Source organism: Mariniflexile aquimaris (assembly GCF_042676825.1).
Taxonomy (GTDB): Bacteria; Bacteroidota; Bacteroidia; order Flavobacteriales; family Flavobacteriaceae; genus Mariniflexile; species Mariniflexile aquimaris.
On sequence record NZ_JBHTIB010000008.1, the window covers coordinates 189392 to 211193 of the forward strand.

The 21802-nt window shown below is 31.3% G+C and carries 12 protein-coding genes; all 12 read left to right on the plus strand.

Going from position 1 to position 21802, the window contains the following annotated elements:
• The first annotated feature begins 37 nt into the window (after positions 1 to 37).
• The 12 genes from ACFQ0I_RS05830 to ACFQ0I_RS05885 all read left to right on the plus strand — a co-directional run bounded on the left by ACFQ0I_RS05830 (position 38) and on the right by ACFQ0I_RS05885 (position 21801).
• Complete coding sequence (locus ACFQ0I_RS05830) at positions 38 to 448, plus strand: hypothetical protein (protein ID WP_379940300.1); 411 nt, start codon at positions 38 to 40, stop codon at positions 446 to 448.
• Positions 449 to 641: 193 nt separating this feature from the next.
• Entirely contained in the window at positions 642 to 1523 is an 882-nt protein-coding gene (locus ACFQ0I_RS05835) for a hypothetical protein (RefSeq protein WP_379940302.1), read from the plus strand.
• Positions 1523 to 4717: an Eco57I restriction-modification methylase domain-containing protein gene (locus ACFQ0I_RS05840; protein WP_379940303.1), complete on the plus strand. Its 3195-nt coding sequence runs from the start codon at positions 1523 to 1525 to the stop codon at positions 4715 to 4717. Before ACFQ0I_RS05835 ends, ACFQ0I_RS05840 begins: the two co-directional genes overlap by 1 nt.
• A 12-nt stretch (positions 4718 to 4729) precedes the next feature.
• Positions 4730 to 5878 carry a hypothetical protein gene (locus ACFQ0I_RS05845; protein WP_379940304.1) on the plus strand — a complete coding sequence of 383 codons (1149 nt, stop codon included), beginning with the start codon at positions 4730 to 4732 and terminating at the stop codon, positions 5876 to 5878.
• 1 nt (position 5879) lies between these two features.
• Positions 5880 to 7667, plus strand: a complete 1788-nt coding sequence (locus ACFQ0I_RS05850; RefSeq protein ID WP_379940305.1) for an ATP-binding protein — start codon at positions 5880 to 5882, stop codon at positions 7665 to 7667.
• A 10-nt stretch (positions 7668 to 7677) separates the two neighbouring features.
• Positions 7678 to 8955, plus strand: a complete 1278-nt coding sequence (locus tag ACFQ0I_RS05855) for a DUF2130 domain-containing protein (RefSeq protein ID WP_379940307.1) — start codon at positions 7678 to 7680, stop codon at positions 8953 to 8955.
• A gap of 532 nt (positions 8956 to 9487) precedes the next feature.
• Positions 9488 to 12214, plus strand: coding sequence for a hybrid sensor histidine kinase/response regulator transcription factor (locus tag ACFQ0I_RS05860; RefSeq protein WP_379940309.1), 2727 nt, complete (start codon positions 9488 to 9490; stop codon positions 12212 to 12214).
• Positions 12215 to 12571: 357 nt separating this feature from the next.
• Positions 12572 to 13909: a sugar porter family MFS transporter gene (locus ACFQ0I_RS05865; protein WP_379940311.1), complete on the plus strand. Its 1338-nt coding sequence runs from the start codon at positions 12572 to 12574 to the stop codon at positions 13907 to 13909.
• A gap of 12 nt (positions 13910 to 13921) precedes the next feature.
• Positions 13922 to 15535, plus strand: a complete 1614-nt coding sequence (locus ACFQ0I_RS05870) for a glycoside hydrolase family 32 protein (RefSeq protein WP_379940314.1) — start codon at positions 13922 to 13924, stop codon at positions 15533 to 15535.
• A gap of 11 nt (positions 15536 to 15546) precedes the next feature.
• Positions 15547 to 18648, plus strand: a complete 3102-nt coding sequence (locus ACFQ0I_RS05875) for a SusC/RagA family TonB-linked outer membrane protein (RefSeq protein ID WP_379940316.1) — start codon at positions 15547 to 15549, stop codon at positions 18646 to 18648.
• Between the two features lie 18 nt (positions 18649 to 18666).
• Positions 18667 to 20361, plus strand: coding sequence for a RagB/SusD family nutrient uptake outer membrane protein (locus tag ACFQ0I_RS05880; RefSeq protein ID WP_379940318.1), 1695 nt, complete (start codon positions 18667 to 18669; stop codon positions 20359 to 20361).
• A 24-nt stretch (positions 20362 to 20385) separates the two neighbouring features.
• Positions 20386 to 21801 carry a DUF4960 domain-containing protein gene (locus ACFQ0I_RS05885; RefSeq protein ID WP_379940319.1) on the plus strand — a complete coding sequence of 472 codons (1416 nt, stop codon included), beginning with the start codon at positions 20386 to 20388 and terminating at the stop codon, positions 21799 to 21801.
• Position 21802: the final 1 nt, after the last annotated feature.

A 21802-nucleotide genomic window follows, 5' to 3' on the forward strand; every position in this document is an offset into this window, starting at 1 on the left:
TTTACCCGTAAATTATACGTATAATTGACTTATAAATATGAAAGAAACCGAAATCTGCCTGCATTGTAACGACGATTACATCCCAACTCGCCGAGGTCTGCAGAAGTTTTGTTCCAAATCGTGTAAATCCAGATATTGGTATTTGAAACAAAACTACACAAAGGATGTTACTAAGGATGCTATTGAAAATAAAGTAGCAAACTCAAGTGCAAAGGTTGATAAAATGAGTTTAGCAGGTGTTGGTAATGCCGCTGCTGGAGCTGCTGTTGTTGAAGTTGTAAAAACAGTCTTCACCACACAAGACAACAAACCGGCCACCAAAAAAGATATACAAGAATTAAAAACGCTTATTACAGGGCGCTACTTACCGGTAAAAAATGCTGGAAAAGATTCCATGGGTAGGTCGCCATTCTACGATGTTGAAACTGGGAATGTCGTGTATATCTAATATAAATACATCCCACAATACATAAAGTATATTTTAGTTGTATATTATGAAAGAAATTTCAGTATTTAAGCTGTAAATAAAATTTCTTTTTTAACTTTAGAGTCTCCTTGAAATATTTAAATAATAGCGCCTCAAATGAGTCGCTTTATTTATTATTATTAATTTGAAATAATATAAATCTATAATTAAAAACATGAAATATTTATCTACTTCTGCTTTAGCGAAACAAAGAAATATAGACTCGAAAGAACTTTTTACAACATTAAACGAAAAAGGGTGGATATTTAAGAAAGATGATCAATGGATAGTTACAAAAGAAGGAAGAGTTGCAGGTGGCGATATGAAGTATAATCCAAAATTTGGGGATTACGTTGTATGGCCTAGTAATATTAATTTAGATCAAACAATAAACAAAGAAGACACTTTAACTTCAACAACAATTGGAAAGGAATTTAATATATCTGCCCAAAAAATTAATACAGTATTTGCAGAATTAGGTTGGATTGAAAAACCAGACGTAGGAGGTTGGAAACTCACGAAATTTGGAGCGAAAAATGGTGGTGTAGAAATGGAAGCATCTAGTGGATTGCCTTATGTGATTTGGAATAAATCAGTTCTTGAAAACAAAAGTTTTTTACATTCTATAAGTGCTGCAACAGGTAATAATTATGAAACGAGCAGTAGTGAACCGCAAGAAACGGTAAATGGAATTGATGAGTTTCGACAAAAGTATCCTCCTAATTACAGAACACAAGACGGGCATAGAGTGAGAAGTCGTGCTGAAGCTATGATCGATGATTACTTGTATAGAAATGATATTGTTCATGCTTATGAAAGGAGATTACCAGGAATTGATGAAGATGTTTTATCCGATTTTTATTTACCTAAAGGAAAAGTCTTTATTGAATTTTGGGGTATGGAAGAAAATGAAAAATACCAAGCTCGAAAACAGAAAAAACTTGAGATTTATGCTAAAGAAGGATTTAGTCTAATTGAGTTAAATGACATCGATATTCAAAGTATAGATGATGTACTTCCAAAAAAATTAATTAAATACGGCATTAAAGTTTACTAATGGCATTCTTTCAAAACTCGGTACTTTATAAACACTTAAAAGGACAGGATGAAAAAACTGTTAAAGTAGCCTATCAAAAGTTTGTTGCTTACTTTCATAATCCTGCAATTCAACAAAATATACGAGATGCCAAAGAAGAACAATTTCAAGAGGGATTTTTACGTGAATTGTTTGTTGATATTTTAGGATATACCTTAAATCCGCAACCAGAGTTTAATTTAACTACCGAATTAAAAAATGAAAAAGGAGCAAAAAAAGCCGATGGCGCTATTTTGCATAATGGGAAAGCTTTAGGTGTTATCGAGCTAAAAGGAACAGATACCAAAGATTTAGATAAAATAAATGTTCAGGCTTTTAACTACAAAAACAACCAAACAGGTTGCGTCTATGTCATAACATCCAATTTCGAGAAACTGCGTTTTTTCATTCACCATTCGGTGGAGCATTTAGAATTTAATCTTTTTACACTTTCAGAAACCGAATTTCAATTGCTTTGGCTTTGTTTAAGCGTTGAGAATCTTTTAAATGGTGTTCCGTTAAAAGTAAAAGAGGAAAGTTTACACGAAGAAGAAAAAATAACCAAGCAACTGTATAAGGATTATGCGGCATTTCGTAACGATTTGTGGCAAAATATGGTTAAAAATAATGCCGTTGCCGATAAGCTGGTGTTATTCAAAAAAACACAAAAATTACTCGATCGCTTTTTATTTATTCTCTTTGCAGAAGATAGTGGTTTACTGCCTCCTAATTCCATTTCAAGAATTTTAAAGCGTTGGGAAGTCTTAAAAGCAGAAGATGCCTATAAACCATTATACGACATTTTTAAGCAGTATTTCGGTTATATAGACACAGGAAGAAAAGGACAAAAAACAGTTGACGATATTTTTGCATACAATGGAGGTTTGTTTTTACCGGATGCATTATTAGATACAATTCTGTTAGATGATGAGATATTGCATTCGCATGTATTGAAGTTGACTAAATACGATTTTCAAAGTGAAGTAGACGTTAATATACTTGGTCATATTTTTGAAAACTCACTGAACGAAATTGAAAGCATTACAGCGCAATTAGAAGGCCAGGAAATTGATAAGAGTAAAACAAAACGCAAAAAAGATGGTGTTTTTTACACGCCCAAATATATTACTAAATACATTGTAGACAATACGGTTGGCAAATTATGTGATGAAAAAAAAGAAGCATTAGGTATTGTTGATGAGGAATATGCAAAAGGCAGAAAAAACAGAAAAAAAGATATTGTTAAAGGTTTGGATGTTAATTTACAAGCCTACCGAAACTGGTTATTAAACATTACCATTTGTGACCCAGCCTGTGGTTCAGGAGCTTTTTTAAATCAAGCTTTGGAGTTTTTGATGGAAGAACACACTTATATTGACGAATTAGAATCACAATTATTAGGGCACGCCTTTGAGTTTCCTGGAGTAGAAAACCATATTTTAGAAAAGAACATTTTTGGTGTAGATATTAACGAAGAAAGTGTTGACATCGCTAAACTCTCTTTATGGTTGCGAACCGCTCAAAGAGGCAGGAAGTTAACCTCATTAAACAATAATTTAAAATGTGGTAATTCATTAATTGACGACCCAATCGTTGCAGGAGAAAAAGCCTTTAATTGGCAAAAGGAGTTTCCTGCCGTTTTTGAAAAGGGAGGCTTTGATGTTGTGATTGGAAACCCGCCTTATTTGAGAATTCAAGGACTTAAGGATGCATATCCTGAATTAGTTTTTTATTATGAAAATCATTTTAAAGCTGCAACTGGAAATTACGATATTTATACTTTGTTCTTAGAAAAGGCATATAAATTGTTGAATAAAATAGGAATTGTTACTTTCATTTTACCACATAAATTTCTAATTGCAGATTTTGGAAAAGGAATAAGGGGTTTTCTTTTAGAGAGAAATGCTATTGAAGAATTAGTACATTTTGGTTCTCAATTAGTCTTTCAGGATGCGACAACTTACACCTGTATAATTTCACTTTCATACAAGCATAAATCTTCTTTTGGCTATAAACAAATAGAACCTGTTCAATTATTTAATCATATTCCTTTTAATGAAATTCAATTAAATGATTTATCAGACGACCAATGGATTTTAACTGACAAAGGTATTGGTAAAGTTCTGTCCAGAATTTCAAAACAACCAAAGCAATTGAAAGATGTGTTTGACCGATTTGCACAAGGAATTATTACAGGTAAAGATGCTGTTTTCTGTGTAACAGGAAGATTTAAGGGAATTTATTTGGAAGTAGAATTAGAAACAGGTGAAAAATATACAATAGAAAAAGCAGTATTAAAACCACATTTAAGAGGTGAAGATATAAGTAAATACAGAAAACTTGTTAATAATGAATGGCTAATATTTCCTTATAAATTAGATTCTGGAAAAGCTGAATTGTTCGATCCAAATGAAATGTTGGAAAACTTTCCAAAAGCGATGGAATATTTAAAAAAATTTGAAAATCAATTAAGGGAAAGAGAAAAAGGTAAATTTGATAATGATTATTGGTACCAGTACAGCAGAAATCAAGCAATATCTGTTCTTGAACAACCAAAAATAATTACACCGGAGGTATGTTTTGGCGGAAGTATGACATTGGATTTGACAAACTTTTATCATAATAGTAAGTGTCACACTTTATTATTAAATATAGATTCAGGTTATAAGTTAAAATCCATTCTACCATTCTTGAATAGTAAGTTATTTTGGTTTTACCTTTCTAATACTGGAAATGTTTTAAGGGGTGGTTACATTGGGGTGAAAAGAAGAGTTTTAGAATTATTTCCAATACCATATGCCAAATCAGTTGACCAAAATTTAATGAGAAATTTTACGGATGAAATATTAAAAAGTGTTAGTCACCTACAGGATGTTGAATCTAATTTTATTAATCTTTTACGAGCTAAATTCGAAATAGAAAAGCTTACTACCAAGCTGAAAAATTGGCACGAATTGGAATTTAAGGACTTTTTGAAAGAATTGAAAAAAGTAAAAGTACAGTTGAGTTTATCAGAAGAGTCTGAATGGATGCAATACTTTAATGAACAAAAACAAAAAGCACTAGAATTAAAATCTGAAATTAATAAAATTGATTCAGAGATTGACCAAATGGTTTATAAGCTTTATGGGTTGACAGATGAAGAAGTGAAAATTATAGAAACAAGTATTTATTAAATTAAATGTGATATGGATGGTGGTTATTATGCTATAAAAGGATTTGAATATCAAATAGATAAAACGTTATCTGAAGTTTTATTTTCTTCAAATGACGAAAGTGTTATTGGCATTGAACAGATACAAGATGTAAATAATGGAGATTATGTTATACAAGTAAAATACAAAGAAGCTGCAAAACTTACACCATCTGCAATAAGAAAACCCATAATTCAATTGATAAATGAGTTTATTTTAGATAAATCTAGAAATTACATTTTGTACTGCTATTTTTTCGATACTAATGGATATACCGAAAACGTTAGTATAGATTTATTAGAAACCATTCTTGGTAAAGAGAAAGATAAATTTGATGGCACTGTAAAAAATAGTTTTCTAAGTAAATTTAATCTATGTTTCTCAGAAACTTTTCAAAATCAATTTCAATCTGTTCTACGTAAATTACAAGAATTGAATTTTTGTAATTCAAAAGATGAGGCTATTTATTTCTATTCTGTTCTTGTTGATTATTTAAGAAAGAAAGTTGTAAATAACCCACCTGACCAAGTATCATCAAGACAAGTTACCAAAAATGAGTTACTCAATTATCTAAATAAGGGGCGCAAAGTAACTTTTTTATCATCATACAAAGAATATAGAGGAGAACAAGAATATTTTAAATTTTTAAAATCAAGGTTTAAAAAACCAATTAAGAACCAAAACACTATAATCTTTTTTGGAGATTTAGTAGAATCCGATTCTTGTAATTTACAATCATTAGTCCATCAAATTGTGAAAAATCATTATCATAGAGCAACTCATGATGTTAAGCCTTTAATTTTTATAATTCCTGATGAAAAAATTATTGAGGTAAAAAGCTATCTTATAAAAGAAAACTGTCTTTTAAATGATGGATACGAAACTATTTTATTTAATCAAAAGTATTTTGAATCGCCACCAATAATAAATAAAAAAATGTCTGGTGGAAAACTCACAAGCAGTCTTTCAAAAACATCTTTTGAAGCAAGGATAATTTCAAATTTGACACTTGACAAAATAACAGAACTAAATTTAAATGTTTCATGGATTTTTATTGACTCTGAAAAGCATAAACTGCTTTGTGATTCTACATATCAAACAATTAATAACCTAAATACTGAGCAATTATTAAAATTATTCTAATATGGATTCAAACAATTTTAAAATCATTAATGTTTCTTCAACTTCAATTAGTATCGAAATTGTAGATCCAAGTCAATTTGACGATCAGTTCAATTTAGGCAGTTATATCAAAATTCCTTACAAAAACAATGAAACTAAATACGTAATTGGTATTATTGATAATTACAAAATTAAGGATACGGATAAGGGTGATGAAGAAACAGAGCCAACCCCACCTTCTTTTATTTTGGAGGTTAAGTTAACAGGAACACTTGATGTTCAGGATAGTGGGACTGTGTTTGAAAGAGGGGGGCATGGGATACCTTTACCTCCGAATAATGGAATATCTTTATTGACTGATGAAGAATTAGGGAGTATTTTTACAACTAGGATAAAGGCTAACGAAAGATTTACTTTTTCAAAATTAACAACTGTTAAACTTGGCATTCCCATAAATGGAAATAAATTTTTCAATAAACATTTTGCTATTGTTGGTTCAACTGGTTCAGGTAAATCCCATACAGTTGCAAAAGTTCTTCAAGAAGCAGTTTCGGCAAAAAAAGGAACATTTGAAGGTTTAAATAATTCTCATATTGTAATATTTGATATTCATGGGGAGTATGAACAGGCATTTCCAAAAGCTCAAATACTTAATGCATCCAATTTGTCTTTACCCTATTGGATGCTAAATGGCGATGAACTTGAACAAATGCTTTTAGATACAGGAGATAGAAATAACTATAATCAATCCTCTGTATTAAGAAAAATTATTACTGAAAATAAGAAAAAGCATAATCCTGACATAAAAAAAGTCCATTTTGATTCGCCAATAAAGTTTGATATAAGAGAAGTTTATAATTGCCTTTATAATATTCAAACCGAAACAATTAATTCTAAAGCACCCAATCGTTATATGATTGTTGATGAATGTGGGGATTATAATGCAGGTGATTCAACAAAAAATGATGATGGTCTTGAATTAATTCCCGAAGAAAGGATTAAAAAATATTTTAGTAAACAATTTGAGTTTTACCCTTCTAAAGGACAAAATGTGAGTAATGGTACCTATGCAGATGGCACATTGGACAAATTTGTAGAAAGACTTGAAAACAAAATAAATAATTCTCGCCTTCAATTTCTTTTTGGCGAAAATTCAAGGGATATTTCATTTGAAGAGACTGTTAAACAGTTTATAAGCTATACTAACGGCAAAGAATCGAATATTACAATAATAAATCTTGGGGGTATTCCTTTTGAGGTTCTCAGTATAACTGTATCTTTAATTTCAAGAATTTTATTTGATTTTGGTTTCTTCTTTAGTAAAATAATGAAAGGACAACAGAAATGTGAAACGCCACTTCTTCTTTTATATGAAGAGGCGCATATTTATGTGCCTAAAAGTGATCTCGCAAAATATCGTTCATCAAAATTAGCAATTGAACGAATTGCAAAAGAAGGAAGAAAATATGGTATCACACTTGGTATTGTTAGCCAACGACCATCTGAAATCTCAGAAACTATTTTTTCTCAATGTAATAATTTTATTGCTATGAGACTTACTAATCCTGAAGATCAAAACTATGTAAAGAGATTACTTCCTGATACATTAGGAAATTTAACAGAAATGCTACCGACACTTCAAGCGGGTGAAGCACTACTTATTGGAGAATCAATTGTACTGCCATCATTAGTAAAAATTGACCCATGTTCACCTACCCCTAAATCTTCAGATATTGAATATTATGAAATATGGAAAGAGAAATGGAAGGATGTTGATTTTGGTAAAATTTTAAATGAATGGAAAAAGTAATATTGTTAGTATGAACAAAGAAAGTCAAATAAAATGCCCAAACTGTGGAACTTCTATTGATGTTCAAGATATTTTATCTCATCAGTTAGAAGAAGAAATCAAGCAAAAATATCAGTCTCAATTAGCCGATGAAAAAAAGAAATACGAAGCCGACCAAGAAAAGTTAAAACAAGAAAAGCTTGATTTTGAGCAAAAGAAAAAACAAGAAAATGAATTGTTTCAGGAGCGTTTTGATAAAAAGCTAAAAGAAGAAAAAGGTTTGCTTGAAGGAAAGTTAAAAGCAAAACTTCTTGAAGAACAATCAGAACAATTCACCGCTTTGCAAAAGGAACTCAATGAGAAATCTGAACAAATAAAGGAGCTTAATAGAACCAAAGCCGAAATTGAAAAACTTAAACGTGAAAAAGGAGAGCTAAAGGAAGCTATTGAAGCGGAAGCCCAAAAGAATTTAAATGAAATTCTTGTTTCAGAAAAGGAAAAAATCAGAAAAGCAGAAGAAGATAAGAATGAATTGCGTTTTAAAGAAATGCAAAAGCAGCTTGAAGACCAAAAAAAGCTTACTGAAGAAATGAAACGTAAGCAAGAACAAGGTTCTATGCAATTACAGGGAGAAGTTCAGGAACTTGCAATTGAAGAATGGTTAGCAGTACAGTTTCCTTTAGATACCATTGAAGAAATTAAAAAAGGAGCTAGAGGAGGCGATTGTATTCAAATAGTCAATACCCGAACAGAACAAAATTGTGGTAAGATATACTACGAAAGTAAACGTACTAAAGATTTTCAATCAAGTTGGATAGAAAAATTCAAAAATGACATCAGGGAAAAAGGAGCTAATATAGGCGTTTTAGTTACTGAAGTGATGCCTTCTGATATGGACAGAATGGGCTTGAAAGATGGAATTTGGATATGTAACTATGATGAGTTTAAAGGGCTATGTAATGTATTACGTGAATCTATAGTTAAAGTAAATTTAGCGATAAGCTCACAAGAGAATAAAGGCGACAAAATGCACATGCTTTATGATTACTTAACCAGTAATCAGTTCAGAATGCAGATAGAAGCCATTGTTGAAGGATTTACCTCCATGAAAACAGCTTTAGACAGTGAAAAGAGAGCGATGCAACGAATTTGGAAAGAACGTGAAAAGCAAATTGAGAAAGTAACTGCAAATACAATTGATATGCATGCCTCAATAAAAGGAATAGCTGGAAATGCTATTCAATCTGTAAAGGCATTAGAATTACCAGGTGCCGATGATGAGGATCAAAATCAATTAGAATTAGAGTGATTTAGCTCAAAAAGTGTCAATATTGAGATTTTAATTTTTCTAAGGAAAACTAATGCTTCTGGGATATTTTACATAATACTACATTGTAGCTTACATTTTGTTAAGCATCAAAATCTGAGTAATCTCATTTTTTAATTATGAATCATCCTCAGAATAATCCATAATCAAAAATGTATCATAATTGTTCTTATGTAAAATCACAATAGCTATAAAACTATTCGGAACACACTAAATTGGGTGAATCAGGGATGTTTTTTTTAATTATAATTAAATACGATCCAATTATTACTGTTATAGAACCAATAATTTTTTTTGAAATTTGGTGGTACTACCTGTTCTACTAAAAAGTATAGCGATTGAGGATAATTTGCAGTAATGTGGATTTTTAAATTTAATTGTATGGCTTCTTGAAAATAACTTATTTGTTAATTTTTATAAGTGTATTTGTAACAATTCACCCAAGTATTCAAATCAAAATCCTCTATTTGTTTAAATAAATAATATCTTAGTTAAATTATTTTTAATTTGAAAAATGCCAAATATTAATTTTATTCAGATTTCAAAATTTATTGTTTTAATTGGTTTTGTCTTTTTTATTAGTTGTAATAACGACAACGAATCTAAAAAGTACAAAATTGGCTTTTCTCAATGCATTAGTACTGATGATTGGAGAAAATCAATGGATCATGAAATGAAAGTGGAAGCTTCATTAAATGAAGAAATAGATTTAAATATTTTTCAAGCTAATGGAAATATAGAACTTCAAAAATCACAAATTGAGTTCATGATAAGTAATCGTTTTGATGTAATTATTGTTTCTCCTCTAAGTTCAGAACCATTAGTTCCAATAATTGAAAAAGCTTATGATAAAGGGATTTCAGTTATTATAGTAGATCGTAAAATTAATTCACAAAAATTCACAGCATATATTGGAGCCAATAACATTGACGTTGGTCGTACTGCCGCAAATTATATAGCTTCACAAAATGAAAAAAAAATCAATGTTTTAGAATTAAGAGGAGGTGATGATTCTTCACCAGTTATAGAACGACATTCTGGGTTTAATCAAGTAGTTGACAATGAGCCAAATATAACTGTTTGTTATAGTATTAAAGATGGAGATATTGGCCGAAGAATACCTCAAATCATAGATTCTTTAAATGTGAAACCAATTAACTATGTCTTCGCATTTAATGATGGAATTGCTTACAATACTTGGAAAATTTTTAAATCTAAAGGAATTGAAAAAACTATCAAATTTATTGGTGTAGATGGTTTAAATGGTGAAAATAATGGTATTCAATTAGTACAAAAAGGGATATTGGCTGCAACTATATTATATCCAACAGGTGGTGATGAAGCCATAAAAATTGCCATAAAAATTTTGAGAAAAGAAAAGGTTCCCAAAAACAATATATTGAGTACCACCGTAATTGATTATAGAAATGCTGAAATTATGAAAAATCAGTATGATAAAATTAATAAACATCAAAATGACATAGAAATTCAACAAGAAAAAATAAAAAAACAAGAACAAACATATACCACGCAAAATAAAACATTGAAATTGGTTCTAGGATTGTTAATCATTAGTATATTTTTAATAATACTTACTATTTATTCATGGAGTTTGATTAGAAGAAAAAAACGCCAATTAGAAATAAGCAATAAAAAGATTCTAGTTCAAAGAGATCAGATAAAGACCAGTAATGATGCTCGGTTAAATTTCTTTACAGGATTATCGCATGAGTTTAAAACACCAATTACTCTTATTTTATCATCTATTGAATCCATAATTGAAGATAATATTAAGAGAGATTTTAAACTAAAAAACGAATTGGGTTTAATTTTTAATAATTCCAAGAGATTACTTAGACTAATTAATCAATTATTGGACTTTAGAAAAGTTGAAGACAGAAAATTTATTTTAAGAGCCTCAGAAACAAATATCTTCAATTTTACTAATAGTATCTATAGGGATTTTGAGCGTGAAGCCATAAAGCGTAATATAGATTTTCAAATACATAGTAATAATGAAGATTTGCTTGTTTACATAGATAGAAATCTAATGGATAAGGTGTTTTTTAATTTGTTATCAAATGCCTTTAAATTTACCCCAAATAATGGGAAAATTTCTATTGATATTATAGATAATAAGACTACCAATTTTGTAAATATTCATTTTAAAGATTCAGGAATAGGTATTCCAGAAAATGAACTAAAAAATGTTTTCAAACCCTTTTTTCAAGGTTCAAATAATAATAATCTTAGTTCTGGTATTGGATTACATATTTCTAAAGAGTTTATTGATCTTCATAAAGGAAAGATTGAAATCAAGTCTAATAATGGTGTTGAGATAATTATAGTGCTTTATAAAGATAGAACTCACCTCAATAGTAATCAAATTGTTATTGAATCCGAAAACCTTGAAAATCCAAATTTGAATTTTATTACCGATTATGATGATGATTTTACACCTGTAATCCTCAATAAAAATGAAAGCGAGAGATTTAGTATTTTGATTATTGAAGATAATTCTGATTTAGTAAAGTTTTTAAGAAATAAACTATCTCAAGTATATGAGATACACCAATCGGATGGTCATGATGGAATTGAGAAAGCATTCGAAATAATCCCAGATATTATAATTTGTGATGTTAACTTACCAATTAAAAATGGTTTTGAAATCTGTGAAATTTTAAAGAAAGATTTAAGAACCTCTCACATTCCAACTATTATTCTAACAGCCCTTAATAATAAAGAATCGTATATTAAAGGTCTGGAGTCTGGTGCAGACTTGTTTTTAACTAAACCGTTCAGTTTATCTATTCTCTTCCAATCTGTAAAGACCTTATTGTATAATAGAGAAAAACTTAGATATTATTACATTAATAATATTCATAAGTTAAATGAGAACCACGATTTTATTGCAACTGAACAGGATTTCCTTCATAAAATGAATGCTATTATAAGTGAGAACCTTGATAACTCTAATTTCACAGTTGAAATTTTAGCTGAAGAACTTGGAATATCAAGAGTGCAGTTATACCGGAAAATAAAAGCTATTTTGGATATGAAAGTTAGTGATTATATACAAAATATAAGATTAGAAAAAGCAGAGGGAATGTTAAAGAATAATTTAAATCTATCCATTTCTGAAATTGCTTATTCTACTGGATTTTCTTCTCAGTCTTATTTTTCAACAAGTTTCAAAATTAAATTTGGTGTAACACCAAAGCGTTTCAGAGATAAGTTATAAACGTATTTTAACTTCCAATTATTTTTTCAATAATGTTTAAGCTATTTAGGCTGTAAGTTAATGTTTTGATTAAGATCAATTAAGGTTTCCATAACATCTAGGGGCAAAATTTTGTAAAATTATCATTTCCTGTTTTTTCTTAGATGTAACATTTCTATAAAAACCACTCTAGAAATGTAAAAAAAATGGTTTCTAAAACATATTCTTCCTTCTTAACTAATTGTTTATTAATTGGTTGTGTTTTTTTAAATAAAATTTTATCCTATGAAACAAATTTTAATCCTTTTTGATTCATAGCTACATAAATTGCCACTGGGTAATAAAAATCCCAAATAACTAAACTTTACACACCACCACATGAACAGAAAGATATTAATCTGGTCTATTACCGCAGCTTTGGCTGGTTTCCTTTTTGGATTTGATACAGTAGTCATATCAGGCGCAGAAAAAAAACTACAATTATTATGGGGTTCTTCAGATATGTTCCATGGCGTAGTAGTTATAGGCATGGCATTGTGGGGCACGGTAATAGGAGCCTTTTTCGGTGGGATTCCAACCAATAAATTAGGACGAAAAAACACCTTAATATGGATCGGTGTTTTATATACCATATCAGCGATTGGTTCAGGATTAGCAAATGATCCTTGGACGTTTGCTATATTTAGATTTATTGGAGGCTTGGGTGTAGGAGCTTCAACTATAGCTGCACCAGCATATATATCTGAAATAGCCCCAGCAAAGGATAGGGGGAAACTTGTTGGTTTGTATCAGTTCAATATTGTATTTGGAATTCTAATCGCCTTTTTATCAAATTACTTATTAAATAATGTTGGAGAAAATGCTTGGCGTTGGATGATAGGTGTAGAGGCTTTCCCCGCCGCTATTTATACCGTATTTGCATTAACTATTCCGAAAAGTCCACGCTGGTTACTTACCAAATTCAGGAATAGTGAAGCCATAGGGGTTCTTAAAATTATAAATCCAGATCAAGATCCTGAAAAATTGATGTTAGAAATTAAAGATGAGATGGAAAACACCGTGCCTAACGAAAATATATTTCTCAAAAAATACAGATTTCCATTAATTCTAGCTTTTTTAATTGCCTTTTTCAATCAATTGTCTGGCATTAATGCCTTATTATATTATGCTCCAAGAATTTTTGAAGAAGCAGGACTTGGCGAGAGTTCAGCATTATTAAGCAGTATAGGTATAGGTGTTACTAATATGCTTTTTACATTATTAGGTATTATTCTAATTGATAGATTGGGAAGAAAACAATTGATGTATATATGTTCATTTGGTTATATAATCTCTTTGAGTTTAGTTTCTGCAGCTTTCTTCTTTAGCTGGGAAGGTAGTATTGTACCCGTATTACTATTCATGTTCATAGCATCACACGCTATTGGTCAAGGAACAGTGATATGGGTGTTTATTTCTGAAATTTTCCCTAACCATTTAAGGGGTTCAGGACAATCTTTTGGAAGTTCTGTGCATTGGGTATTGGCAGCGGTTGTGCCTTCATTAGTGCCCGTTTTATTTTCTACCATAGGCGCAGGTATGGTTTTTCTATTCTTTGCCATTATGATGGGATTCCAATTGCTATTTGTAATTTTTATGATGCCAGAAACAAAAGGTGTGAGCTTAGAGGAATTAAGTAAAAAATTAATTAAAGACAGAAACAAAGCCGCTAATTAAAACTAAATTATAATGAAACACATGAAATTAAATAAGCTAAAATTTTTGGTGCTTTTTATGTTGATATCTGTCAGTTGCAAAAACAAGATTGAAACAAATCCAAGTGAATTTGAAATAACGAATTCTTTTTCTGAAGAAGAGCTTTATAGACCAAATTTTCATTTTACACCTAAGAACGGTTGGATGAACGACCCCAATGGGATGTTTTACTACAATGGATATTATCATTTGTATTTTCAGCATTACCCTGATGGCAATACATGGGGGCCTATGCATTGGGGACATGCTATTAGCACAGACATGATAACATGGAAAGAAATGCCTATAGCCATTTACCCTGATGAAAAAGGATATATTTTTTCTGGCAGTGCCATAGTTGATGTTAACAATAGCTCTGGATTTTCCAAAGACGGTATTGTGCCTATAATTGCCATGTTTACTTACCACGATATGGATGGTGAAAAAGCAGGAAAAACAAATTATCAATCACAGGCCATTGCATATTCTTTAGATGAAGGACAAACATTTACTAAATACTCTGGAAACCCAGTTATTAAAAACCCGGGCATTAAAGATTTTAGAGACCCAAAAATTGTTTGGGACTCTATACACGAAAAATGGCTCATGGTATTGGCCGCTGGTCAAAAAATCATGTTTTATAGCTCTTCGAATTTAAAAGATTGGAAGCTAGAATCGAATTTTGGAGATGGAATAGGAGCGCATAGTGGTGTATGGGAATGTCCAGATTTTTTCCCAATGGTAGTTAACGGAACAGATGAGGTTAAATGGGTGTTATTAGTTAGTATTAATCCTGGAGGACCAAATGGCGGAAGTGCTACCCAATACTTTGTAGGTGATTTTGACGGTAAGCAATTTAAAATAGACCCATCGTTTGAGAACGAATTAAATAATACTGAGCATAAATCTATATGGATAGATTACGGAAGGGATAATTATGCAGGAGTAACATGGGCTAATATCCCAGACACGAATGGTAGAAAATTATTTATGGGATGGATGTCTAATTGGGATTATGCCAATGTAGTGCCAACTGAAACTTGGAGAAGTGCCATGACCGTGGCAAGAACTGTTGAACTTCAAAAAATAAATGCAAGTTATAGATTGTTATTTCAACCTGCAAAAGAATTAACCAAGTATAAAAGCACAAAGTACAAAAGGGAAGATATTGCCATTAAAGGTGTTACAAAAATTATTGATTCTGATGCTATTGATTTATCCAGTGCGGAAATCCAGTTTAAAATTTCAGATTTAAAAAACAATGGTTTTACCTTCAAACTTACAAATAAACAAGACGAGACCTTAGCTTTTGGATATAATACTAGCGATAAAAACTTTTTTGTAGATAGAAGAAAATCTGGAAAAACAGCATTTTCAGAAAAGTTTGCAGATCGTATTTCTTTTGCTAAAAGAACGTCAACTAATGTCAATATATCGGGTACGATTATTCTCGATAAAACATCTATAGAACTGTTTTTTGATAATGGAGAAACAGTCATGACAGAAATATTTTTTCCGAACTCACCATTCGAAAAACTAAGTATTGAACCTAAAGATCAAGAATTTATTCTTGACAATATTGAAATTCACAAACTAAATATTAACTAAATTAAATTAAAATGAAATTAAAACAACTTTTATTTCTGCCTGTATTTGCTCTTATAGGCATGTTGGCACAAGCTCAGGTAAAAGGTGCTGTTACCTCCCAAGAGGACGGAATGCCGCTACCCGGAGTATCTGTTATTATATCTGGCACTACGCAAGGAGCTGCTACAGATTTTGATGGTAATTATGTACTTGATAATGTTGATGCAAATGCGATATTGATTTTTAGTTATATAGGCTATAAGACAGTCAATATTCCAGTAAATGGGCAAAAAACAATTAACATTAAGTTAGAAATAGATAAAAATGAGTTAGATGAAATTGTTGTTGTCGGATATTCAAGCCAAAAAAAGGCAGACATTACTGGTGCTGTGGCGGTAGTGGATATGGATGAACTGAATAAACAAGTAGAACCAAATCCAGTAAAAGCTTTACAAGGGCGGATTCCTGGGGTTCAAATTAGCACAGATGGATCACCTAGTGGGGGAAATACAGCCATATTAATTCGTGGTGTTGGAACTCTAAATAATACATCACCCCTATTTGTTATAGATGGTGTACCTACAAAATCTGGTATGCATGAGTTAAATCCTAATGATATTGCTTCCATACAGGTTTTAAAAGACGCTTCTTCTGCAAGTATTTATGGGTCGCGAGCATCCAATGGGGTTATTATTATAACAACAAAACAAGGAAAGAGTGGAAAGATGAGGGTTGAGTTTAGTTCCTACCTAACTGCATCTTCTTATGCAAACAGATTAGATGTTCTAAATGCTAAAGAATACGGAGAAGTACTTTGGCAAGCCAATATTAATGATGGTCTGAATCCTAATAATAATAATTTGAGTTATAAATTTGATTGGAGTTTTGACTCAAATAATAATGCTGTACTAGATTATATTACAGTTCCAGAATTTTTAGATAATGAACAAACTTTAAAATCTTCTGATACAGATTGGTACGATGAAATATCACAAACTGGAATTGCTAGTTCTTACAATTTAAATGTTTCCAATGGTACCGAAAAAGGTAATTATTTGTTTTCCCTAGGGTACTTAGATAATGAGGGTATTGTTAAAAATTCAAGTTTTGAACGTATTTCTGCACGTTTAAACACCAGTTATAAACTTTTTAATAATAAACTGGAAATAGGCGAAAACTTATCACTAAATAAAACGGAGGAACTTCAAATTCCTGGGGTGCTAGATTTAGCGTTGAAAGCGTCTCCAATTATTCCAGTAAGAACTGTTGATGGTGAAGGATGGGGTGGCCCAATTGGAGGTATGAATGATAGACAAAATCCTGTTCGTTTGCTGGATGCGAACAAATATAATGGTTATCAATACCATAGATTATTTGGTAATGTATTTGCGAATTTGGAAATCGCAAAAAATTTGAATTTCAAAACAAATTACGGGTTAGATTATGCTAATTTTTACAAAAAGTCATTACAGTTCAGTTATCAATCAGGCTATTTAAAAAATGATCAAAATGCAGTTAATATTGAAAACTTTAGAAGCACCAAGTTTACATGGACCAATACGCTTAATTATAAACTTAATGTAAAAAAACATAACATAGAAGCATTTATTGGTTCAGAAATGTTTAAAGATAAATTTGAAAATACTTTTTTAAGGGCTGAAGATTTTACAATTGAAACCCCAAGCTTTATGTTTCCTGATGCAGCAACTGGTCAAAGAACTAATTCAGGATCAGAAACAGCCTACACCTTAGTGTCATATTTCGGAAAAATAAGTTATGATTTTGATGGTAAGTATTTATTCTCTGCAACGCTAAGACATGATGGTTCATCAAGATTTGGAAGGAGCAATCAGTTTGGTACATTTCCTGCTTTTTCAGGAGGTTGGAGAATCAGCAATGAAAAATTTATAGAAGATAATTTCTCTAAGATATCAGATTTGAAATTTAGGGTAGGATGGGGTCAGACAGGAAATCAAGAAATAGATAATAGCGCAATTTATTCGTTATATGTAGCTGATTATGCAGGTGGAGATCCAACATGGAGTACATCTTACGGAACAGCTTATGATTTATTTGGCCAAGGTTCAGGTTTATTACCATCTGGATTTAGATCGACTCAAATTGGTAATGATAATTTAAAATGGGAAACTACTACGCAATTAAATTTTGGTCTTGATTTTGGGTTTTTTAACCAAAAACTTTATGGTTCAATAGATTATTATAAAAAAGAAACTGAAGATATTTTGGTTTTACCACCGTATTTAGCAGCTATAGGTGAAGGAGGAAATAGATGGGTAAATGGTGCTAGCATGGAAAATGAAGGTCTGGAATTTTCAATAGGTTATAGAAATGAGACTTCAGGAGGTTTTACTTATGAAATCAATGCTAATATTTCATCAAATAAAAATAAAATAACTAAGCTTCCAGAAGAGGTGAAAAATAATTATGGGGGTAATGGTGGTGACGATAATATTTTGGGAAGACCATTAAATTCTATGTATGGTTATGTAGCAGATGGATTGTTTACGACAAATGAACAGGTATTGAACTCTGCCGAACAACAAGGAAAAGATTTGGGGCGCATTAGGTATAGAGATTTAGATGGAAATGGTATTATCAATGATCGTGATAGAACTTGGATAGGCATACCTTATCCTGATTATGCTTATGGTTTAAACATAAATCTAGAATATAAAGATTTTGATTTCACCATGTTTTGGCAAGGTATAGGAGAAGTCGCTATTGTAAATCAACTTAAATATCAAACAGATTTTTGGAGTGTAGATGATATCGGCTCAAACAAAGGTTCTCGTCTTTTAAATGCTTGGTCTCCTAGTAATCCAAATTCTAGTATTCCAGCATTAACAACTATTGATACAAATGCAGAATCCCGTTTTTCAACTTATTTTATTGAAAATGGCAGTTATCTAAAATTACGAAATGTTCAGTTGGGATACTCTTTACCAGGTTCAGTTTTGGATAAATATGCCATAAATAAATTTAGAATTTACTTTGGAGTTCAAAATTTGTTAACTATTACAACTTCAGGATTCACAGGAGTTGACCCAGAAAATGCTGGGTTTGGATACCCTTTGCCTTTAACATCAACCCTTGGTTTCAACATAACATTTTAACAATAAAAAATATTTATCATGAAGAATATAAAATATTTATTTGGATTCATTCTGTTAGTCATTACTACTGGATGTTCTGATTTTTTGGAAGAAAGTCCTAGATCAGTTTTGTCTGAAGAAGAACTTATTACTCCAGACAATATAGATGGATTTGTGACGGCAGCGTACGCTTCTTTGGGTAACGATCATTATGACATGCCATTCAGTTTATGGCCTTATGGAAATGTAAGGTCTGATGATGCCTATAAAGGAGGTAGTGGGCCCAATGATATTCAAGTATTTCATTTTTTTGAAATATCTGAAAATATAAGGACAGACTTTGGGGAATTGGATAAATTCTGGTTTAATAGCTATATAGCCATTTCTAGAATTAATCGAGCCATAAGAAACTTGAATAAATTAAGTGCTAGCGATTTTCCGTTGAAAGAAACTAGGATTGCTGAGATGAAATTTTTAAGAGGACATTTTTATTTTATGCTAAAAATAATGTTCAAGCATGTGCCTTATATAACAGAAGATATTCCAGTTGATGATTACGGTACGATATCTAATAGAGATCTCACAAATGATGAATTATGGGATGCTATTGCTGGAGATTTTCAAGCAGCCATAGGAGGACTTCCTATTTCACAACAAAACATTGGAAGAGCAAGTAGAACTGCAGCTTATGCTTATCTAGCAAAAGTTAGGCTTTATCAAGCTTTCGAACAAGATGATGATAATAAAGTAACAAACATTAATCCGGCTAAATTACAAATGGTAATTGATGCGACCAATAACGTGTTGGGTCAGGGATCTCTTGAGCCTGATTTTGCAAATAACTTTTTGCCAGGTGATTATGAAAATGGGTCTGAATCTATCTTTGCTATTCAATATACAGATAGTGACAATACACTACATGGAAGGTTAAATTTTTCTGATGTATTATCGACTCCTCAAGGACTTGGTTGTTGTGATTTTCATAAACCGAGTCAAAACCTTGTAAACGCTTACAAAACGGATGCTAATGGTCTTCCATTATTCAATACATATAATGACGCAAATGTTGATTATAACAATTTGAACAGTGTTAAGGTTGATCCACGTTTGTATCATACAGTAGCAATACCAAATTTACCATATAAATATGATAATGATTTTATTTATGTAGAAGGTTGGGTTAGATCTCCTAATCCTTACGGCTATTATGCTTCATTAAAAGAAAATGTATCACCAAACTGTGGTAGCTGCTTTGTAAACATTGATCCGTTTTATGGAAACTCAAAGAATAGAATTCAAATTCGATATGCCGATGTCTTACTTATGCGTGCTGAAGCATTAATAGAATTGGGTCAGTTTAACGATGCCTTGCCTATAATCAATCAAATAAGAAATAGAGCGTCTCAAAGCACCAGCTTTATTGGATATGCAAACAATTTAAATGTAAGCCCATATATAGATGGTGTTAATTGTACTTGGACGCAAGATTTTGCGAGACAAGCTTTAAGGTGGGAGCGTCGATTGGAGTTTGCCATGGAAGGAAGTCGTTTTTTCGATTTAGTACGTTGGGGAATTGCTGCAGAAACACTCAACAAATATTATCTAGAGGAAAAGGATGAGGTTGAATATTATAGTGGTGCTAAATTTGATTCAGCTAGAGAGGAGTATTGTCCAATTCCTCAGGCACAAATCAATTTTAGTAAGGACGTTTACAAGCAAAACAAAGGATATTAAATTAATCTGTTAAAAAATAATATTATGAAACATACTTTAAACATAATAAAGATAACAATATTAAGCCTATTTGTTATCATAAATTATTCTTGTTCTCAAGATCGTGAAATAGAAGCTGCTGCTGATGCTATAGTTCCTTCAGTAGAAAATTTAAATGTTGAATTAGTTGGTGATATTGCTACAGTAACATGGAGTAATCCAACATATACAGGAAATGTTACGACAGTATTAAAACACAACAACGGATTGGAATTACTCGATTTTTCAAAATCAAGTTATGAATTTGAAATTCGTGAAGTTAATATAGAATACTTTTTTACTCTAAAATTAAAAGATAATGATACAGGAAACTTCTCGTTAGGAGAAACGGTTAGTATCACTAGAGAAGGACCACGACCAGTTTTAAATTTTGCTGGCACACAAGAAGAAACTAATGTTATTTTGACATGGGGTATCCAAGACACTAATATTACTGGTATAAAATTAACAATTGATGGTTCTGAAGTGATTGATTTGCCAAGTAATGTTACAACATACACGCTTGAAAATGCGGAACTTAGAGAGTATAGTTTCAAAATAAATACTATTAATTCACAAAATCAAGAATCACCATCTAGAAACTTAATTTTTAAGGTTGGGAAAACTAAAATAGGTTACCTAGGTTTAGCACCAAATGTTGCTTCAATTAGTGATGATGATGAAATGGCATCAGCTGCATGGCTTTTCGAAAACTATCCAGATGCGGAATATATCTCATTTGCCGATATAGATAACGGAAAAGATTTAAGTGAGTTTAGAGTGCTTTGGTGGCATTATGACAAAAATGATGATAACCCAGCACTTCCATCTGTAGCATTAAGCGCAAATGTAGTTTCTGCAATTACAAATTTTCATGCTAATGGAGGAGGGCTATTACTTAATACACACGCTATAGAATATTTATGGACAATTGGAAGAATTACAGATAATATAGGGAAACTTAAAGGAGCAGGTGCTGGATTTTCTAATGGAGACACATGGTCTGTTGGGATAAATATTGGTCTTGTGCATGATGAAAGCACTCATCCGATTTATCAAGGGGTAGAAATTATACAACCAGATGAGCGGAAAATAATTCCATTAATAGGACCAGGATACAGAGAGGATCATAATTTCGTTTTATGGATAGGAGATTATTATGGTATTGGTAACGCTAATGAGCAGGTGTATTCGAATTTATTTAATGATGCAAAACTTAGAATTCTTGGAGTTTGGGATGGAATTAGAGATTATTGGATGATGGCTAATTTTGAAGCAATGCCAAATGATGAATTTGAGGGGACTGCTATTGCGATTGGAATAGGTGCTTTCGAATGGAATCAAAACGACGGAACAAATCTTTATCAGGATAATATAGAGACTATAACTAAGAATGCATTAGAATACTTAAAAACCAAATAAT

What these genes read in the sequence shown, in the direction of transcription:
- ACFQ0I_RS05860 (WP_379940309.1), top strand. Translation starts at nt 9,488, where the DNA reads ATGCCAAATATTAATTTTATTCAGATTTCAAAATTTATTGTTTTAATT.
- ACFQ0I_RS05865 (WP_379940311.1), top strand. Translation starts at nt 12,572, where the DNA reads ATGAACAGAAAGATATTAATCTGGTCTATTACCGCAGCTTTGGCTGGT.
- ACFQ0I_RS05850 (WP_379940305.1), top strand. Translation starts at nt 5,880, where the DNA reads ATGGATTCAAACAATTTTAAAATCATTAATGTTTCTTCAACTTCAATT.
- ACFQ0I_RS05845 (WP_379940304.1), top strand. Translation starts at nt 4,730, where the DNA reads ATGGATGGTGGTTATTATGCTATAAAAGGATTTGAATATCAAATAGAT.
- ACFQ0I_RS05835 (WP_379940302.1), top strand. Translation starts at nt 642, where the DNA reads ATGAAATATTTATCTACTTCTGCTTTAGCGAAACAAAGAAATATAGAC.
- ACFQ0I_RS05870 (WP_379940314.1), top strand. Translation starts at nt 13,922, where the DNA reads ATGAAACACATGAAATTAAATAAGCTAAAATTTTTGGTGCTTTTTATG.
- ACFQ0I_RS05830 (WP_379940300.1), top strand. Translation starts at nt 38, where the DNA reads ATGAAAGAAACCGAAATCTGCCTGCATTGTAACGACGATTACATCCCA.
- ACFQ0I_RS05875 (WP_379940316.1), top strand. Translation starts at nt 15,547, where the DNA reads ATGAAATTAAAACAACTTTTATTTCTGCCTGTATTTGCTCTTATAGGC.
- ACFQ0I_RS05840 (WP_379940303.1), top strand. Translation starts at nt 1,523, where the DNA reads ATGGCATTCTTTCAAAACTCGGTACTTTATAAACACTTAAAAGGACAG.
- ACFQ0I_RS05885 (WP_379940319.1), top strand. Translation starts at nt 20,386, where the DNA reads ATGAAACATACTTTAAACATAATAAAGATAACAATATTAAGCCTATTT.
- ACFQ0I_RS05880 (WP_379940318.1), top strand. Translation starts at nt 18,667, where the DNA reads ATGAAGAATATAAAATATTTATTTGGATTCATTCTGTTAGTCATTACT.
- ACFQ0I_RS05855 (WP_379940307.1), top strand. Translation starts at nt 7,678, where the DNA reads ATGAACAAAGAAAGTCAAATAAAATGCCCAAACTGTGGAACTTCTATT.